This window comes from Betaproteobacteria bacterium (assembly GCA_016713305.1).
GTDB lineage: Bacteria > Pseudomonadota > Gammaproteobacteria > Burkholderiales.
In genome coordinates this window covers 137,893-153,068 of sequence record JADJPK010000007.1, presented here as the reverse complement: position 1 = coordinate 153,068, position 15,176 = coordinate 137,893, and the positions used below count along the sequence as shown (strand labels likewise).

At 63.9% G+C, this 15,176-nt stretch carries 10 protein-coding genes and 4 pseudogenes; 1 reads left to right on the top strand and 13 read right to left on the bottom strand.

What is annotated here, in order from left to right:
- Positions 1-69 precede the first annotated feature (69 nt).
- The 9 genes and pseudogenes from IPK20_08800 to hemN all read right to left on the bottom strand — a co-directional run bounded on the left by IPK20_08800 (position 70) and on the right by hemN (position 8,307).
- A pseudogene (locus IPK20_08800) lies at positions 70-1,258 on the bottom strand (1-deoxy-D-xylulose-5-phosphate reductoisomerase).
- Entirely contained in the window at positions 1,255-2,070 is an 816-nt protein-coding gene (locus IPK20_08795; GenBank protein MBK8016803.1) for a phosphatidate cytidylyltransferase, read from the bottom strand. Before IPK20_08795 ends, IPK20_08800 begins: the two are co-directional and overlap by 4 nt.
- A 13-nt stretch (positions 2,071-2,083) precedes the next feature.
- On the bottom strand, positions 2,084-2,884 hold the full coding sequence (gene uppS, locus IPK20_08790; protein MBK8016802.1) for a di-trans,poly-cis-decaprenylcistransferase: 801 nt from the start codon (positions 2,882-2,884) through the stop codon (positions 2,084-2,086).
- Between the two features lies 1 nt (position 2,885).
- Positions 2,886-3,443, bottom strand: coding sequence for a ribosome recycling factor (gene frr, locus IPK20_08785; GenBank protein ID MBK8016801.1), 558 nt, complete (start codon positions 3,441-3,443; stop codon positions 2,886-2,888).
- Positions 3,444-3,497: 54 nt separating this feature from the next.
- Positions 3,498-4,214, bottom strand: a complete 717-nt coding sequence (locus tag IPK20_08780; GenBank protein ID MBK8016800.1) for a UMP kinase — start codon at positions 4,212-4,214, stop codon at positions 3,498-3,500.
- Between the two features lie 10 nt (positions 4,215-4,224).
- Entirely contained in the window at positions 4,225-5,130 is a 906-nt protein-coding gene (locus IPK20_08775) for an elongation factor Ts (GenBank protein MBK8016799.1), read from the bottom strand.
- An 89-nt stretch (positions 5,131-5,219) separates the two neighbouring features.
- Positions 5,220-5,966: a 30S ribosomal protein S2 gene (gene rpsB, locus IPK20_08770; GenBank protein ID MBK8016798.1), complete on the bottom strand. Its 747-nt coding sequence runs from the start codon at positions 5,964-5,966 to the stop codon at positions 5,220-5,222.
- 248 nt (positions 5,967-6,214) lie between these two features.
- A complete protein-coding gene (locus IPK20_08765; GenBank protein MBK8016797.1) occupies positions 6,215-6,853 on the bottom strand; it encodes a sulfite exporter TauE/SafE family protein in 639 nt (212 codons plus the stop codon).
- A 66-nt stretch (positions 6,854-6,919) separates the two neighbouring features.
- Positions 6,920-8,307, bottom strand: a pseudogene (gene hemN / locus IPK20_08760) (oxygen-independent coproporphyrinogen III oxidase).
- 122 nt (positions 8,308-8,429) lie between these two features.
- Here hemN and fnr point away from each other — a divergent pair.
- Entirely contained in the window at positions 8,430-9,173 is a 744-nt protein-coding gene (fnr, locus tag IPK20_08755; protein ID MBK8016796.1) for a fumarate/nitrate reduction transcriptional regulator Fnr, read from the top strand.
- Between the two features lie 87 nt (positions 9,174-9,260).
- Here fnr and IPK20_08750 read toward each other — a convergent pair whose 3' ends face one another.
- From IPK20_08750 to IPK20_08735, 4 genes and pseudogenes are all read right to left on the bottom strand, one after another.
- On the bottom strand, positions 9,261-9,479 hold the full coding sequence (locus IPK20_08750; GenBank protein ID MBK8016795.1) for a DUF2892 domain-containing protein: 219 nt from the start codon (positions 9,477-9,479) through the stop codon (positions 9,261-9,263).
- 89 nt (positions 9,480-9,568) lie between these two features.
- Positions 9,569-12,798 (bottom strand): annotated as a pseudogene (locus IPK20_08745) (efflux RND transporter permease subunit).
- Between the two features lie 34 nt (positions 12,799-12,832).
- Positions 12,833-14,112: pseudogene (locus tag IPK20_08740) on the bottom strand (NAD(P)/FAD-dependent oxidoreductase).
- Positions 14,113-14,146: 34 nt separating this feature from the next.
- Positions 14,147-15,163: an efflux RND transporter periplasmic adaptor subunit gene (locus IPK20_08735; GenBank protein MBK8016794.1), complete on the bottom strand. Its 1,017-nt coding sequence runs from the start codon at positions 15,161-15,163 to the stop codon at positions 14,147-14,149.
- Positions 15,164-15,176: the final 13 nt, after the last annotated feature.

Below are 15,176 nucleotides of genomic sequence, written 5' to 3'. Positions count from 1 at the left end.
ATGGAGCACCACCTTCGACATCATGCTCACAGAAACAGTCGTCAACGATTCATCCCAGGGAAGGTCCGACTAATGCAAACGGTCGAGCACCGAGTACGCCGTGTGTCGTGCCTGCGCATCGGCCGCGAGAACGGCTTCGAGCGAATCCGGCACCACTGAAGGCACCGATGCCATGACCTCTTCGACCACCCGCGCGATTCTGTCGAATCTGACTCTTCCCTCCAGAAACCGTTCCACGGCGCACTCGTTCGCGGCATTGAGCGAAATCGATCCGCCCGGCCCGAGCCCAAGCGCCCGATATGCAAGGTCCAGACAGGGAAATCGCTTGAGGTCGGGCCGCTCGAACGAGAGGGTTGCAATCGACGTCAGGTCCAGGCGTTCCACCCCCGCCTCCACACGGTCCGGAAAAGCGAGCGCGTGCGCGATGGGCGTTCGCATGTCGGGATTGCCCAACTGGGCAAGTACCGAGCCGTCCGCATACTCGACCATCGAATGGATGACGCTCTGCGGATGCACGACGACGTCGATGCGATCTGCCGGCATGGCGAAGAGCCAGTGAGCCTCGATCACCTCGAGCCCCTTGTTCATCATCGTCGCGGAGTCGACGGAAATCTTCCGCCCCATCACCCAGTTCGGATGCGCACATGCCTGCTGGGGTGTGACCTCCGCCAGACGTTCCGGATCCCACGTTCTGAACGGCCCCCGATGCCGTGAGCAGAATCCGCCTCACCCCATTGCTGGCTCCCCCCGAGACGAACCCGGCGGGCATGCACTGGAAGACGGCGTTGTGCTCGCTGTCGATGGGCAGGAGGTGCGCCCCGCTCGCATGGACGGCACGCATGAACAGCGCGCCTGCCATCACAAGGGATTCCTTGTTGGCCAGCAGCACGTTCTTGCCGGCACCGACCGCCGCAAGCGTGGGCGCCAATCCTGCGCCCCCCACGATGGCCGCCATCACGACATCGGCGTCCTCGAGGCGAGCAATCTCCTCGAGGCCTTGCGTTCCGGCAAGGACCTGGCATTCCAGTCCTGCGCCCTGCAGGCGCTGCCTGAGATCCCTGGCCGCTTCCGCGTCGGCCATGGCGGCATAGCGGGGCCGGTGCTCGAGACACTGCCTGAACAGAACCTCCGATTGTCGATGCGCCGCAAGGCCCAGCACCCTGTAGCGGTCAGGATGCCGCGAGACCACGTCCAGCGTCGATCCGCCGATGCTTCCGGTCGAACCGAGCACGACCACCTGCCGGAGGGGCGGTCTCACGTCAGGGTACTCATCGAAACCATCAGCGCCGCCGCCGGCAGCGTGGAGGTGAGACTGTCGATTCGATCCAGCACTCCGCCATGGCCAGGAAGCAGCGTTCCGCTGTCCTTCACGCCTGCCTCGCGCTTCATCCACGATTCGAACAGATCGCCGACGATGGAAAGCGCCAGCATGAGTTCCAGGAAGAGCAGCCCGGCCAGTCCGTCTCCGGGCAGAGCGCCCGGCCGGATGCGGTTGACGACAAAGTAGTAAAGGAGCACGGCAACGGCCGCCCCGGCCACCCCTTCCCAGGACTTGCCCGGGCTGATTCGAGGCGCCAGCTTTCGGCGACCGAACTTCCGGCCGACGAAATACGCGCCGGAATCCGCCACCCACACGACGGCCATCAGGACCAGGAATCGCACGGGCTCGCGCTGGAGGAGGATGCCTCCCAGCCATGCCGGGATCAGGACCACGGCGCCCACGACATGGAGCAGCACGGGACTCCGCACGTGCCACGTGGCGACGAGCCACGGCACCGCCGCGAGTATCCAGAAGGCCACCGCGGCGGCAAGAATCACCGACGCCACGCCGACAGAGGAATCGGACGGCGCAGCCGAGAGCAAGTACACCGCGACGCCCGCCACGGCAACAACGACTGTATAGGCGATGCGAACCATGCCCCGCCCGCCGGCAAGACGGGACCATTCCCACGCGCCGATCAGCACGAACACTCCCGATGCCAGTGCCCACAGCGCATTGGAGAGCATGAAAAGTCCCGCGAGGGCGAGAGGAACGAGAACCGCTGCGGTGAGCAGGCGCAGACCGAGCATGAGCCGACGCCGTCTAGCCCCTCAGGACCGGCGCCGCCAGCCGGTCTTCCGGCATTTCGGAGACGGGGGCGGTGAGCTGCTCGCTGGTGCGGCCGAAGCGGCGTTCGCGCTTTCGATAGGAGTGAATGGCCGTCAGATAGGCGTGCGCATCGAAGTCCGGCCAGAGCGTCTCCGTGAAATGGAACTCCGTATAGGCGAGTTGCCAGAGCAGGAAGTTGCTGATGCGCTGCTCGCCTCCCGTGCGGATGAAGAGGTCCGGCTCGGGAGCGTAGTTCATCGCCAGATAGGGGGCGAGATCGGTCTCGGAGTAGTTGCCGGACTTGCCGGGATGCTCGCGCACCATCCGGTTCACGGCCTGCATGATGTCCCAGCGCCCGCCATAGTTGGCCGCGACGGTCAGGGTGAGCCCCGTGTTGGCGGCCGTGAGGGCTTCGCTCTCCTGTATGAGCCTCACCAGCCCGGCATCGAGCGCCGAACGGTCGCCCACGATCTTCAGACGGATGTTGTTTCCATGCAAACGCGAGACTTCCTGCTCGAGCACGCGCACGAACAACTGCATGAGGAAGGAGACCTCGTCCGGGGGTCTGCGCCAGTTCTCACTGGAGAAGGCGAACAGCGTGAGGTAGGAAATTCCGTACTCGGCGGAAAGCCGCACGGTTTCTCGCACCGCGTCGACCCCCCTCTTGTGGCCCGCAACGCGCGGCAGCAATCGCTTCTTCGCCCAGCGCCCGTTGCCATCCATGATGATGGCAACGTGCCGCGGCACGCGTGCGGCGTCGGGAATCTCGAGGGTCGAGCTTGCGAAGCGGCTCAACTCAGACCGCCAAGAGCTCGGATTCTTTCGTGGCGAGCACCTTTTCCACTTCGGCCACATAGCGGTCGGTGAGCTTCTGCACGTCTTCCTGGGCGCGGCGCTCGTCGTCCTCCGAGACCTTCTTTTCCTTGAGGAGATCCTTGAGATGGGTGTTGGCATCCCGGCGAACGTTGCGGATGGCAACCCTCGCATTCTCCGCCTCGCCCTTGACCACCTTGATGAGATCCCGCCGGCGCTCTTCCGTGAGGGCTGGCATCGGAACCCGGACGAGATCCCCCATGGAGGACGGATTGAGTCCCAGGTCCGAATCGCGAATGGCCTTCTCGATGGCGGAGAGCATCTTCTTCTCCCACGGCGCGACGCCGATCGTTCTGGCATCGATCAACGTCACGTTGGCCACCTGGCTGATCGACGTGGGCGTGCCGTAGTAATCGACCTTGACGTGGTCCAGCAGTCCGGTATGCGCCCGGCCCGTCCGCACCTTGCCCAGGTCCGTCTTGAGCGTCTCGATGCATTTCTGCATGCGTTGCTCGGTGGTCTTCTTGACGTCTGCAATCATGTGCCGTCTCCCTACACACGCCCGCCCGGCCTGCGTCCGGTCGGGCCGGCCGGGTCAAATGTGAACCCGGGTTCCTTCGTCCTCTCCCATCACGACGCGCTTCAGCGCACCGGGCTTGAAGATGCTGAACACGCAGATCGGAAGCTTCTGATCGCGGCAAAGCGTGAGCGCCGTCGCATCCATCACCTTCAGATTCTTGACGATGGCTTCGTCGAACGTGAGGCGCTGATAGCGCATGGCATCGGGATTGGTCTTCGGATCATCGGAATAAATACCATCCACTTTAGTGGCCTTGAGCACGATGTCCGCACCGACCTCCATGCCCCGCAGCGCAGCCGCAGTATCGGTCGTGAAGAAGGGGTTGCCCGTACCGGCCGCAAAGATCACGACCTTGCCTTCCTCGAGATAGCGGATCGCCTTGCCGCGGATGTACGGTTCGGCGACCTGCTCGATGTTGAGCGCCGACTGGACGCGCCCCGCGATGCCGATCCTTCGCATGGCATCCTGCAACGCCAGCGCATTCATCACCGTGGCGAGCATGCCCATGTAGTCGGCAGTGGCACGGTCCATCCCCGCCGCGCCCGGCGCGACGCCACGAAAGATGTTCCCTCCTCCGATGACCACGCCGGTCTCGATGCCGAGATTCACGATCTCGGCGATCTCCGAGACAATTCTCTCGATGGTCGGCCGGTTGATGCCATAGCTGTCGTCGCCCATGAGGGCTTCACCCGACAGCTTGAGAAGAATCCTCCTGAAAACTGGCTTGGCCATGGGCGCGGATCTATACGGTCGCGCCCTGGTCCTTCTTCGCAGCCGCCGCCTGCGCTGCGACCTCCGCCGCGAAGTCGCTGGACTTCTTTTCCAGACCCTCGCCGACGATGTAGAGCGTGAACGCGGCCACGGTGGCGCCCTTCGACTTCAGGAGCTGCTCGATCGTCTGCTTGTCGTCCTTGACGAAAGGCTGGCCCAGGAGCGTCACTTCCTTGAGGTACTTCTGCACGCTGCCCTCGACCATCTTCTGGACGATCTCGGCAGGCTTGCCCGATTCGGCCGCCTTCGCCGTCGCGATGTCCCGCTCCTTCTGGATGAGTTCCTGCGACACCTGTTCCTTGGCGAGCGCGACCGGCTTCGCCGCCGCGATATGCATCGCGAGATCCTTCGCAAGCACGTCGTCGCCACCGGCCACGTCCACCAGCACGCCGATCTTCGACCCGCCATGGATGTACTGAGCGACCTTGCCCTTGGCTTCCAGTCTGACGAAACGGCGAATGCTCATGTTCTCGCCGATACGCCCCACCAGCTCGGTGCGGACAGCGTCGACGGTCTTTCCGGACAGCGGCAGAGCCGACAGCGCCGCCACATCCGCAGGATTCTCAGTGGCCACCAGTTGCGCGAGAGTACGGGCAAGCGCAAGAAAATCATCGTTCTTGGCCACGAAATCGGTTTCGCAGTTCACTTCGACGATGGCGGCAAGCTTCTGGTCGGGCGACAGGTAGGTCACCACGACGCCTTCCGCCGCAACGCGTGCGGACGCCTTGGCCGCCTTGTTGCCGAGCTTGACGCGGAGGATCTCCTCCGCCTTCCCCATGTCGCCGCCGGCTTCCGTCAGCGCCTTCTTGCATTCCATCATGGGCGCGTCGGTCTTCTCGCGCAGTTCCTTGACCATGCTTGCGGTGATTTCCGCCATGTCCACTCCTGATGTCCGAATCGATGTCGGGACGCCACGTTCGTCCCGGAACCGCCGGTCTCATGCGAGGCCGGCCTGCCGTCAGGTCGTTACTGCGCCGCCTGCTCTTCCGTCGTTTCCACCTCGACGAACTCGTCGTTGATGATCTCGCGCACGATCTGGCTGCGCCCTTCGAGGATCGCATCGGCCGCCCCACGGGCATACAGCCGGATCGCACGGCTGGAATCGTCGTTCCCGGGGATGACGTACGAGACGCCTTCCGGAGAGTGATTCGTGTCGACCACGGCGATGACCGGAATACCCAGCTTGGAGGCTTCGGTGATGGCAATCTTGTGGTAGCCGACGTCGATCACGAAGAGCGCATCGGGAAGCCCGTTCAGGTCCTTGATGCCACCCAGGCTGCGCTCGAGCTTGGCGAGTTCGCGCTGGTACATGAGCGCCTCTTTCTTGGAAACCTTCTCCATGGAGCCGTCCTGCACCATGCCTTCCATGTCGCGCAGACGCTTGATGGATTGCTTGACCGTCTTGAAGTTGCTGAGCATGCCACCCAGCCAGCGATGATCGACGTACGGGCATCCGGCGCGCAGCGCTTCCTCGCGCACGATCTCGCGGGCCTGGCGCTTGGTGCCGACGAACAGCATCGTGCCCTTGTTCGCCGCCAGCTGCCGCAGGTGCTTCATCGCGTCCTGGTACATGACCAGGGTCTTCTCGAGATTGATGATGTGGATCTTGTTGCGATGGCCGAAGATGAAGGGGGCCATCTTGGGATTCCAGAAACGGGTCTGGTGGCCGAAATGAACGCCGGCCTCGAGCATCTGCCGCATGGTGACGGACATGAGTGTGCTACTCCTGGTCTGATGAAGTTGAGCCTCCATCCGCCCGCGTCTCCCGGGAAAACCGGAAGAACGCCTCGACACGCCGGAGCGTCCGGGCGTGCCACCTCGATCAATGACGGATGTGCGAATTTCCCGTCACGGGGAGCCGCGTCGGGATAGCTTTGAATATTAATACGTTAGCAGCGTCCCGTCCATAGGTCCGCGAGACGCGGCGCCATCTGAACGGGGCACTTCGGGGGAAGCGACCGTCAAACCAGACAGGCGAGACCCTGCTTGAGGAGGGTCGACAAGGCCGCGGCATGGAAGAGCCCGAAGATGCCGAACCCCGCGACGAGTCCGCCGGCCACGACGCGCGCGACCGGGCGGCCCCCGGACGCAGACAGCCAGCGAAGGACGATACCTGCCCCAAGGACGTTGGGAAGAGTTCCGGCGCCGAACGCCAGCATGATTGCCGCTCCTCCGTGCGCATCCCCTGCCAGCAGGGCAGTGGCCAGCATGCTGTAGACGAGCCCGCAGGGCACCCACCCCCAGAGCAGGCCTGCGCCGATGGCCTTGGGCCAGCTGTCCACCGGAAGAAACCGGGAGAGCAGCGGACTCACCCGCCGCCAGAGCCAGCGCCCCGGCACTTCGAGCCTGGTCACGAACGACGACCAACCCGCCAGATACAGCCCGAGGCCGATCAGCATCACGTTGGCCACCAGATAGAGCACGAACTGCACGGGCAGGATGTCCTGAACCAGCATGGCGGTTCCCGCCAGCGATCCCGCGAGGGCGCCCGCCACACCGTAGCTCGCAAGGCGGCCGGTCGAGTATCCGATGTGCAGCTTCCAGGCCGGCCAGCGGCTGCCACCCGCCTGGGACAGCGCCGTCGCAAGGCCTCCGCACATCCCTGCGCAGTGAACACCGCCCAGCAGACCCACCAGAAATGCGGCGCCGGCCAGCTGGGCAATCACTCAGATGACCTTGGAGTAGCTGGCCCGGCGCTGCTGGGTGCGCAGGTACCGGTCGAACACCATGCAGACCGCCCTGACCAGGAGGCGGCCCTTCGGCGTGACGGACAACCACTCGTCGTCGATGACGACCAGACCGTCATCGATGAAGCACTGCAGATCCGCGATCTCCTCGGCGAAGTACTGCCGGAAGTCGAGGAGATAGGCGATCTGGATCGATTCGATCGACACCGTCCCATGGCACATGATCGACTGGATGATTGTCCTGCGCACAAGATCGTCCGCGGACAGTTCCACGCCCCGCATGACGGGCAGCACGCCGCGGTCCAGCCGATCGAAATACTCGTCCAGAGTCCGGACATTCTGGGTGTACGTCGGGCCGATGCTGCCGATGGCCGTGACCCCCAGCGCCACGAGGTCGCAGTCCGAATGGGTCGAATAGCCCTGGAAGTTGCGATGCAGCCGCCCCTGCCGCTGAGCGACGGCGAGTTCGTCGTCCGGCAAGGCGAAGTGGTCCATGCCGATGTACACATACCCCGCATTCTCCAGACGCCGGATCGCCAGGGTCAGCATGTTGAGCTTGGCTTCCGGCGTGGGCAGGTCCTTGTCGAGGATGCGCCGCTGCGGCGAAGAGGTGCGGAAGATGGGCGTAGCTGTAGAGGGCGATGCGGTCGGGCCCGAGGTCGATCACTCGCTCCAGCGTGCGATTGAAGCCGATGACGTTCTGCTTGGGCAGACCGTAGATGAGATCCAGATTGACCGACCGGAATCCCGCGCGCCGGGATTCCTCGACGACGGCCCGTGTCAGCTCTTCGCTCTGAATCCGGTTCACGGCCTTCTGAACCGTCTCGTCGAAATCCTGCACTCCGATGCTCACCCGGTTCATTCCCAGGTCGGCGAGCAGGGTCATGGTGCCCGGCGCCGCGCTGCGAGGGTCGACCTCGATGGAATACTCGCCATCCGGTTCGAGCTTGAAATGGGAGGTGATGATCGCCATCAACTGCTTCAACTCATCCGGCTGGAGGAACGTGGGCGTCCTCCGCCCCAATGGAGTTGCGACAGCCGGCGGTCGCCGTCCAGGGATTCCGACACGAGCCGTGCTTCGGTCGCCAGGTAGCGGAGGTACTTGCCTGCCCGCGAATGATCCCGTGTCACGACCTTGTTGCAGGCACAGTAGAAGCAGACCGTGTCGCAGAAAGGCAGGTGAACGTACATGGACAGGGGGGCGCGCCATGGCCCCGAGACCGCGCTTGCGCAGCCAGGAACGGTAGGTATGCTCGTCAAGCTTCGACGAACCTGTCCGCGGTGGGATACGACGTGTACCGGGGGCCTGCATGGCCGTAGCGCCGGAGTACGTCGGGGTCGATGACCAAATGGCCTTGGGTTATCATCGCTGGCTGCGAGCAGTCTGAGCGGGAATGTTAACGGAAGATACTCGCCAACCCTTCAACCCGCTTGACCTGGATCAAATGGCAGAAGATTGTCCAATGCTGAGGCCGATGAGGAACCCTCGATGACCGGTCCCGCCCCCATTCCCCCTCTGAGCCTGGAGCGCCTGCGCACGGCGTGCTCCACCTGCGGATTGAAGGAACTGTGTCTTCCGGTCGGACTCTCGGATGCGGAGCTGGAAAGGCTGGACGATCTCATTCACGTCCGCCGGACTGCCAAGAAGGGGCAGAGCATCTATCGATCCGGCGAGGGCTTCGATGCTCTCTACGCGGTCCGGTCGGGGTTCTTCAAGACCACGATCCTCTCGGAAGACGGCCGCGATCAGGTGACCGGCTTCTACATGGGGGGCGAACTCATCGGCATGGACGGCATCAGCACCGACCGGCATACCTGCGATGCGGTGGCGCTTGAGGACAGCGAAGTCTGCGTCATACCGTTCAATCGACTGGAAGATCTGTCACGTGAAGTACCTGCCCTGCAGAGCCACTTCCACAAGGTGATGAGCCGGGAGATCGTGCGCGATCACAGCGTGATGATGCTTCTGGGCAGCATGCGGGCCGAGGAGCGCCTTGCGGCATTCCTCGTGAACCTGTCGCAACGCTTCGTGGCGCGAGGATATTCGCCGTCCGAGTTCTACCTGCGAATGACGCGCGAGGAGATCGGGAGCTATCTGGGACTCAAACTGGAGACGGTAAGCCGCGTCTTCTCGAAGTTCCAGGACGAAGGAATGATCAGCGTGCAGCAGAAACACGTTCGCATCATCGACATCCCGCGGCTACGCCATCTGGTGGGCCAACGTCCCTGCTGACGGGCGCCTGAGATGCCGGCGGCGTCGCCCGCCGCCGGCTCGCACCTCATCGAGCGTCACACGCTCGAGGGCCGCACGAAGATCGGATCAGGCGCGCGCCTCCACTTCCTTCACGCCCAGCCGCTTGAGAATCATGTCGAGCGGGCAGAACCGGGTGAAACCGCTCTGGAAGAGATTGGCTCCCACGAAAGCGGTGAACCACAGCCAGTTGGCATTCACGAAAAGAGGGCTTCCCTCCACTCCCAGACCGAGGGAAACGAGCACGAAGAACCCGGCCACGATCCGGACGATGCGGTTGACGGTCATTTTCGAATCACTCCTGCATGGATGCTGCGGACACGGGCCGCGATAACCCCAAGACTAGGCGTTCGCCCGGCGCTTGAATGTGACTGCGGTCACGGAACCCGGCGGTACAGGGCGGCGTAGTAGAGGACTGGGATGACCACCAGCGTGAGCAGCGTCGACACGGCAATCCCGAACAGCAAGGAGATCGCCAACCCGTTGAAGATCGGATCGTCGAGAATGAAAAGCGCTCCCAGCATGGCTGCCAGACCGGTCAGGACGATGGGCTTTGCCCGCGCGGCCGCCGCATGGATCACCGCATCCTGCAACGCGACGCCCTCCTTCACCTGAAGGTTCACAAAGTCCACCAGCAGGATCGAATTGCGGACGATGATGCCCGCCAACGCGATCATTCCGATCATGGACGTGGCGGTGAACTGCGCGCCCAGAAGGGCGTGACCGGGCATGACCCCTATGATGGTGAGCGGGATGGGGGCCATGATGACGAGCGGTACGAGATACGACCCGAACTGGGCGACGACGAGCAGATAGATCAGGATGAGCCCCACGCCATACGCAAGGCCCATGTCGCGGAACGTTTCATAGGTGATCTGCCACTCTCCATCCCACTTGAGACTGTACGCGGCGTAGCGATTCTCCGGCTGCGAGATGAAGTGTTCCCCGAGGTCCCGCCCTGCTCCAGTGGCTGGCCGGCCACGAGGCCGCGTATCCCGAACATGCCATAGAGAGGGCTGTCGAGGCCGCCCCCCATGTCCCCCATCACGTAGACGACGGGCAGAAGATCGCGGTGAAGGATGGAGCGCTCCCGCTCGACGGGGATCACCTCCACGAGTTCGGACAGGGGCACCAGCGCTCCACTGCGCGAACGCACCGCAAGCTTCAGGAGTTCGTCCAGCGTGTCCTGGCGTTCGGGAGGCAGGGTGATCCTGACCGGGATCTCGTATTTCGCGGCACCGCTGTGTACGGGCGTCGCGTACTCTCCGGCGAGCCCCATTCGCATCGTTTCCACGACGTCGCGCGCCGCCACACCCGCGATCGCCGCCTTGTTCTGCTCGATGCGGACCACGAGTTTCGGCGCGTTGTCGTCGATGCTGTCGTCGATCGCCACGATGTTGTCCGTCTTCTCGAACGCCTGGCGCACGCGCTTCGCGACTGCCATCTGTCCGGCGTAGTCGGGCCCGTAGATCTCCGCGACGATGGGCGCCATCACGGGAGGCCCCGGAGGCACCTCCACCACCTTGAGTTCCGCCCCGTGGGCCGCGGCGATCTTCTCCAGCGCCGGCCGCACCGATTGCGCGATGTCGTGCGACTTTCGATCCCGCCGGTGCTTGTCCACCAGGTTGACCTGGATGTCGCCCTGCTCGGGATCGCTGCGCAGGTAGTACTGCCGCACGAGACCGTTGAAGTTGATCGGGCTCGCCGTGCCAGCGTAGGCCTGGTAGTCCGTCACCTCGGGAATCGTCGCGACTTCTGCCGAGAGATCCTTCAGCACGGCCGCAGTGCGTTCCACCGGCGTGCCGGCCGGCATGTCGACCACCACCTGGAACTCCGACTTGTTGTCGAACGGAAGCATCTTCAACACGACCAGCTGTACCACGGCCAGGCCGACCGAGAGCAGAATCGCCGCCAGCACCCCCGCCAGCAGAATCAGTCGGTTCCTGCGCCCCGATTCCCGGCGCAACAGCGGCTCCATCCGGCGGAACAGACGATCGAGTCTGCCCGGTCCGGCAGCACCGTGAGAGTGCACGCTGCCCCCGAGGAGCTTGAGTGCCAGCCATGGCGTGATGACGAATGCGACAGCGAGCGAGATCGCCATGCCCATCGATGCGTTGATCGGAATGGGGCTCATGTAGGGCCCCATGAGTCCGGAAACGAACGCCATGGGCAGCAGCGCCGCAATGACCGTCAGCGTGGCGAGAATGGTGGGCCCGCCGACCTCGTCGACAGCCGCCGGAATGACCGCGAGCAGCCGCGTCGTCGCGCGGGTTGCCGCGCCGGCGGAATCCACCGGTTCTGCCTGCGCAGCAAGCTGCAGGCGCCGGTGAATGTTCTCGACGACAACGATTGCGTCGTCCACCAGAATGCCGATCGAAAAGATCAGCGCGAACAGCGACACGCGATTGAGCGTGAAGCCCCACGCCCAGGATGCGAACAACGTGGCGGCGAGTGTCAGGGCCACCGCGATACCCACGATACCCGCTTCCCTGCGGCCCAGAGTGAACCAGACGAGCGCCACGACGGACAGGGTGGCGAATGCCAGCTTCTGGATGAGCTTCAACGCCTTGTCGTTGGCAGTCTCGCCATAGTTGCGCGTGACCGTCATCTGCACGCCTTCCGGAATGACCTGCCCCTTCAGTGCCTCGGCACGGCGGATCACGCTGTCAGCCACGTCGACCGCGTTCTGGCCCGGCTTCTTGGTGACGGCGATGGTGACGGCAGGCTGTTCGCCACTCTTGCCCTCGGCAACGCCGGGTCCCTTGCCATACCAGACGTAGCTCGAGGGCAGATCGGGGCCGTCTTCCACGCGCGCGACATCGGTCATGAAGACCGGCCGACCCTGATGAACCCCGATCACGAGTTGCTTCACTTCTGCCGCACTGCTCAGGTAGGTGCCGGTCTGAACCAGGACTTCGCGGTTGTCCTTGAGGAGTGCGCCGGCAGGCAAGGAGGCGTTGGCAAGCTGCAGCGCTGCACGGACGTCCTGCGCGGTCACGCGATAGGCGTTGAGTCTTTCCGCCTCGATGAGAACGCGGACCACGTGCCCCGGCCCGCCGATGGTATGGACGTCGCGCGTGCCGGGCACCCGCTTCAGCTCCACCTCCATCGCGTGGGCCACCCGCTCGAGTTCGAATGCGCCGCGCTCCCTGTCTTCCGTCCAGAGCGTAAGCGAGACGATGGGCACGTCATCGATACCCTTCGGCTTCACGATCGGCTGACCGACGCCCAGGTTGGGCGAGAGCCAATCCTTGTGCGACTCCAGGGTGTCGTACAGACGCACGAGGGCCTTGGTAGCATCCTCTCCCACCTTGAACTGGACCGTGAGCACGGCCATGCCGGGACGCGAAACCGAATGGACGTGATCGATCCCGGCGATGCGCGAGAGAACCTGCTCGGCGGGCGTCGCCACCAGACTTTCCACGTCTCGCGCAGAGGCGCCCGGAAATGGCACCAGCACGTTCGCCATGGTCACGTCGATCTGAGGCTCTTCTTCGCGCGGCGTGACGAGCACGGCGAAGAGCCCCAGGAGGAACGCGACCAGGGCGATGAGCGGCGTCAGCCTCGATTCGAGAAAGAAGCCGGCGATACGACCCGATACACCCATGTTGTTCGATTCGTGCGACATCGATCGGCCTGGATCACCCTTCCGGATTCTTGAGCTTGCGAATGCCCAGGCTGTGCAGCACGAGCTTCTCGTATACGGGCTCGGAAGTCCCCTTCTTCATCTTGCGGATGAAGTACTTCTCGAATGCCACCTTGGCCAGATGCACCCATTTGCCTTCCGAGAACCAGTTCACGTTTCGTGGAGGAATCTGGGGAAGCGCGACGAAGGCCACCCCCGTGTCGCCGAAATCCGCAAGGCAGAGGGCATTCCACGTCGCCTTCTCGTCCGGCTCCTTCCCGTCCATGACGGCACGGATGTTGTGGGCCACGGCCGTCACCATGGACTCGATCATGTAGCCGGTCTTGGGCGCACCGGTCGGCACTGGCGTCACCTCGACCGGAGGAATGGCGACGCAGACTCCGACCGAATAGATGTTCTTGAACCTGGGGTTGCGCTGATGCTCGTCGATGAGGATGAACCCTCGCGGGTTGGTGAGCCCCTCGATGCCGAACACGGCATCCACGCCCTTGAACGCCGGCAGCATCATGGAGTACTTGAACGGGAGTTCGTGCTGCTTCTTCTCCTTGCCGGTGTCGTCGTATTCGGTGACGAACATCTTCCCCGCTTCGATGCGAGTGGTCTTCGCGTTGCAGATCCACTTGATGTTCCGCTCGCGCATGGCCGACTCGAGCAATGTCTTCGAATCCCCACTCCGCCCAGGCCCAGGTGGCCGATGTACGGCTCCGCTGTCACGTAGGTCATCGGAACCCGGTCGCGGATCTTTCGACGCCGAAGATCGGTCTCCATGATGAAGGCGAACTCGTAGGCGGGCCCGTAGCACGACGCGCCCTGCACCGCTCCCACGACGACCGGACCGGGATCCTTGACGAAGGTCTCCCAGTTGCGGCCCGCGGCAACGGCGTGATCGACGTGACAGATGGACTGCGTGTGACCTGAGGGGCCGAGGCCTTCGACCTCGTCGAACGCGAGCTTCGGTCCGGTTGCAATGATCAGGAAGTCATAGTCGAGGACGGTGCCGTCGCCCAGTTCGACCTGGTTGCGATCCGGATGAACCCGCTTGGCACCAGCCGCGGTGAACCGGATGTCCTTCTTCGAGAGATACTCGGCAGCCGGAAACTCGATGTCGTCGCGGCTGCGCCAGTTGACCGCCACCCAGGGATTCGAGGGGACGAAATGGAAGGTCGGGGCATTCGACACGACCGTGACCACGTCGCCGGAACGGGCGAGTTCCTTCATCTCGTAAGCCATGGGCATGCCGCCGATTCCGGCACCGATGATCACGATGTGAGCCATTGCGCGTCCTCCGTCTGTGTCTGTAGTGGATAGGTCACTTGCCGAGCGCGATGCCCGCTTTCACGGGATCGAGCGCCACGTTCTCGCCCGGCTTGAGCCCGGACAGCACCTCGGTGTAGTTCTCTCCTGCGGGCTCGCCGACGCGGATCTGGCGAAGCGAGACGCCTCCCCTGGCGTCCACGACATAGGCCCCCGTCACCTCGCTGCGGCGGACGATGGCCGTGGTGGGCATGACGAGCTTGCGGCCCCGGCCCACAGTGAAATGCGCCCGGGCGTACACACCGGGATAGACGTCGCGCAGATCGGCAGGCAGATCGATGCGAACCTTCGTGGAATGCGTATTGGCGTCAGCCGCCGGCAGCACGGTGAAGGAACGGCCCGTGACCTGCCGGCTGATCGAAGGAATTTCCACCACGACCCGCGGACTGCCCTTGATATCCGGGACCTTGTATTGGGGAACGGTGGCAAGAGCCCGCAGGTCGCCTGGGTCGAACCCCGTCAGGAGCGGCTTGCCAGGCGCTGCCATCTCGCCGAGCTCCACGTGGCGGGCCGACACGACACCGCTGTAGGGCGCGACGACCGTGGTGTATCCCTTGGTGGTGGCCGCCTGGCCCGCTCCTGCCTTTGCCGTCCGCAGCTGAGCCTCGGCCACCCGGTATGCGGCCTCGGCCTTGTCCAGAGCGGCCTGGCTGATGAACTTCTGCTTGGCAAGATCGCGAGTCCTGTCCAGCTCGACACGCGCGTTCTCGAAAGCCGCCTGCGCCTGGGCGACCTGCGCCTCGCTGCCGGCCAGGACCTGCTGCGCTTCGGTCTGGTCGATGCGCACGAGGAGCTGTCCCTTCTGGACGTAGTCACCGACGTCGTATTTCAGCTCGACGATCCGGCCGGTGACCTGAGCGGACACCGTGGATTGCCGCGTCGCTTCCACCACGGCTTCGGCGGCGTAGGTGACATCCACCTCGCGATACTGGACAGCCCCGGTGGCCAGATTCTCGCCATGGGCCTGCCCGGCCAGAACACAAGACACCAGGGCAGCGCCCGCGATGCGCAGGACAGCGTGTCGA

Excerpts from the sequence above, each read along its gene's own strand:
- IPK20_08795 (MBK8016803.1), bottom strand. The coding sequence starts at position 2,070 with ATGCTCGGTCTGCGCCTGCTCACCGCAGCGGTTCTCGTTCCTCTCGCC.
- frr (MBK8016801.1), bottom strand. The coding sequence starts at position 3,443 with ATGATTGCAGACGTCAAGAAGACCACCGAGCAACGCATGCAGAAATGC.
- IPK20_08780 (MBK8016800.1), bottom strand. The coding sequence starts at position 4,214 with ATGGCCAAGCCAGTTTTCAGGAGGATTCTTCTCAAGCTGTCGGGTGAA.
- IPK20_08775 (MBK8016799.1), bottom strand. The coding sequence starts at position 5,130 with ATGGCGGAAATCACCGCAAGCATGGTCAAGGAACTGCGCGAGAAGACC.
- rpsB (MBK8016798.1), bottom strand. The coding sequence starts at position 5,966 with ATGTCCGTCACCATGCGGCAGATGCTCGAGGCCGGCGTTCATTTCGGC.
- IPK20_08765 (MBK8016797.1), bottom strand. The coding sequence starts at position 6,853 with ATGTGCGGAGGCCTTGCGACGGCGCTGTCCCAGGCGGGTGGCAGCCGC.
- fnr (MBK8016796.1), top strand. The coding sequence starts at position 8,430 with ATGACCGGTCCCGCCCCCATTCCCCCTCTGAGCCTGGAGCGCCTGCGC.
- IPK20_08750 (MBK8016795.1), bottom strand. The coding sequence starts at position 9,479 with ATGACCGTCAACCGCATCGTCCGGATCGTGGCCGGGTTCTTCGTGCTC.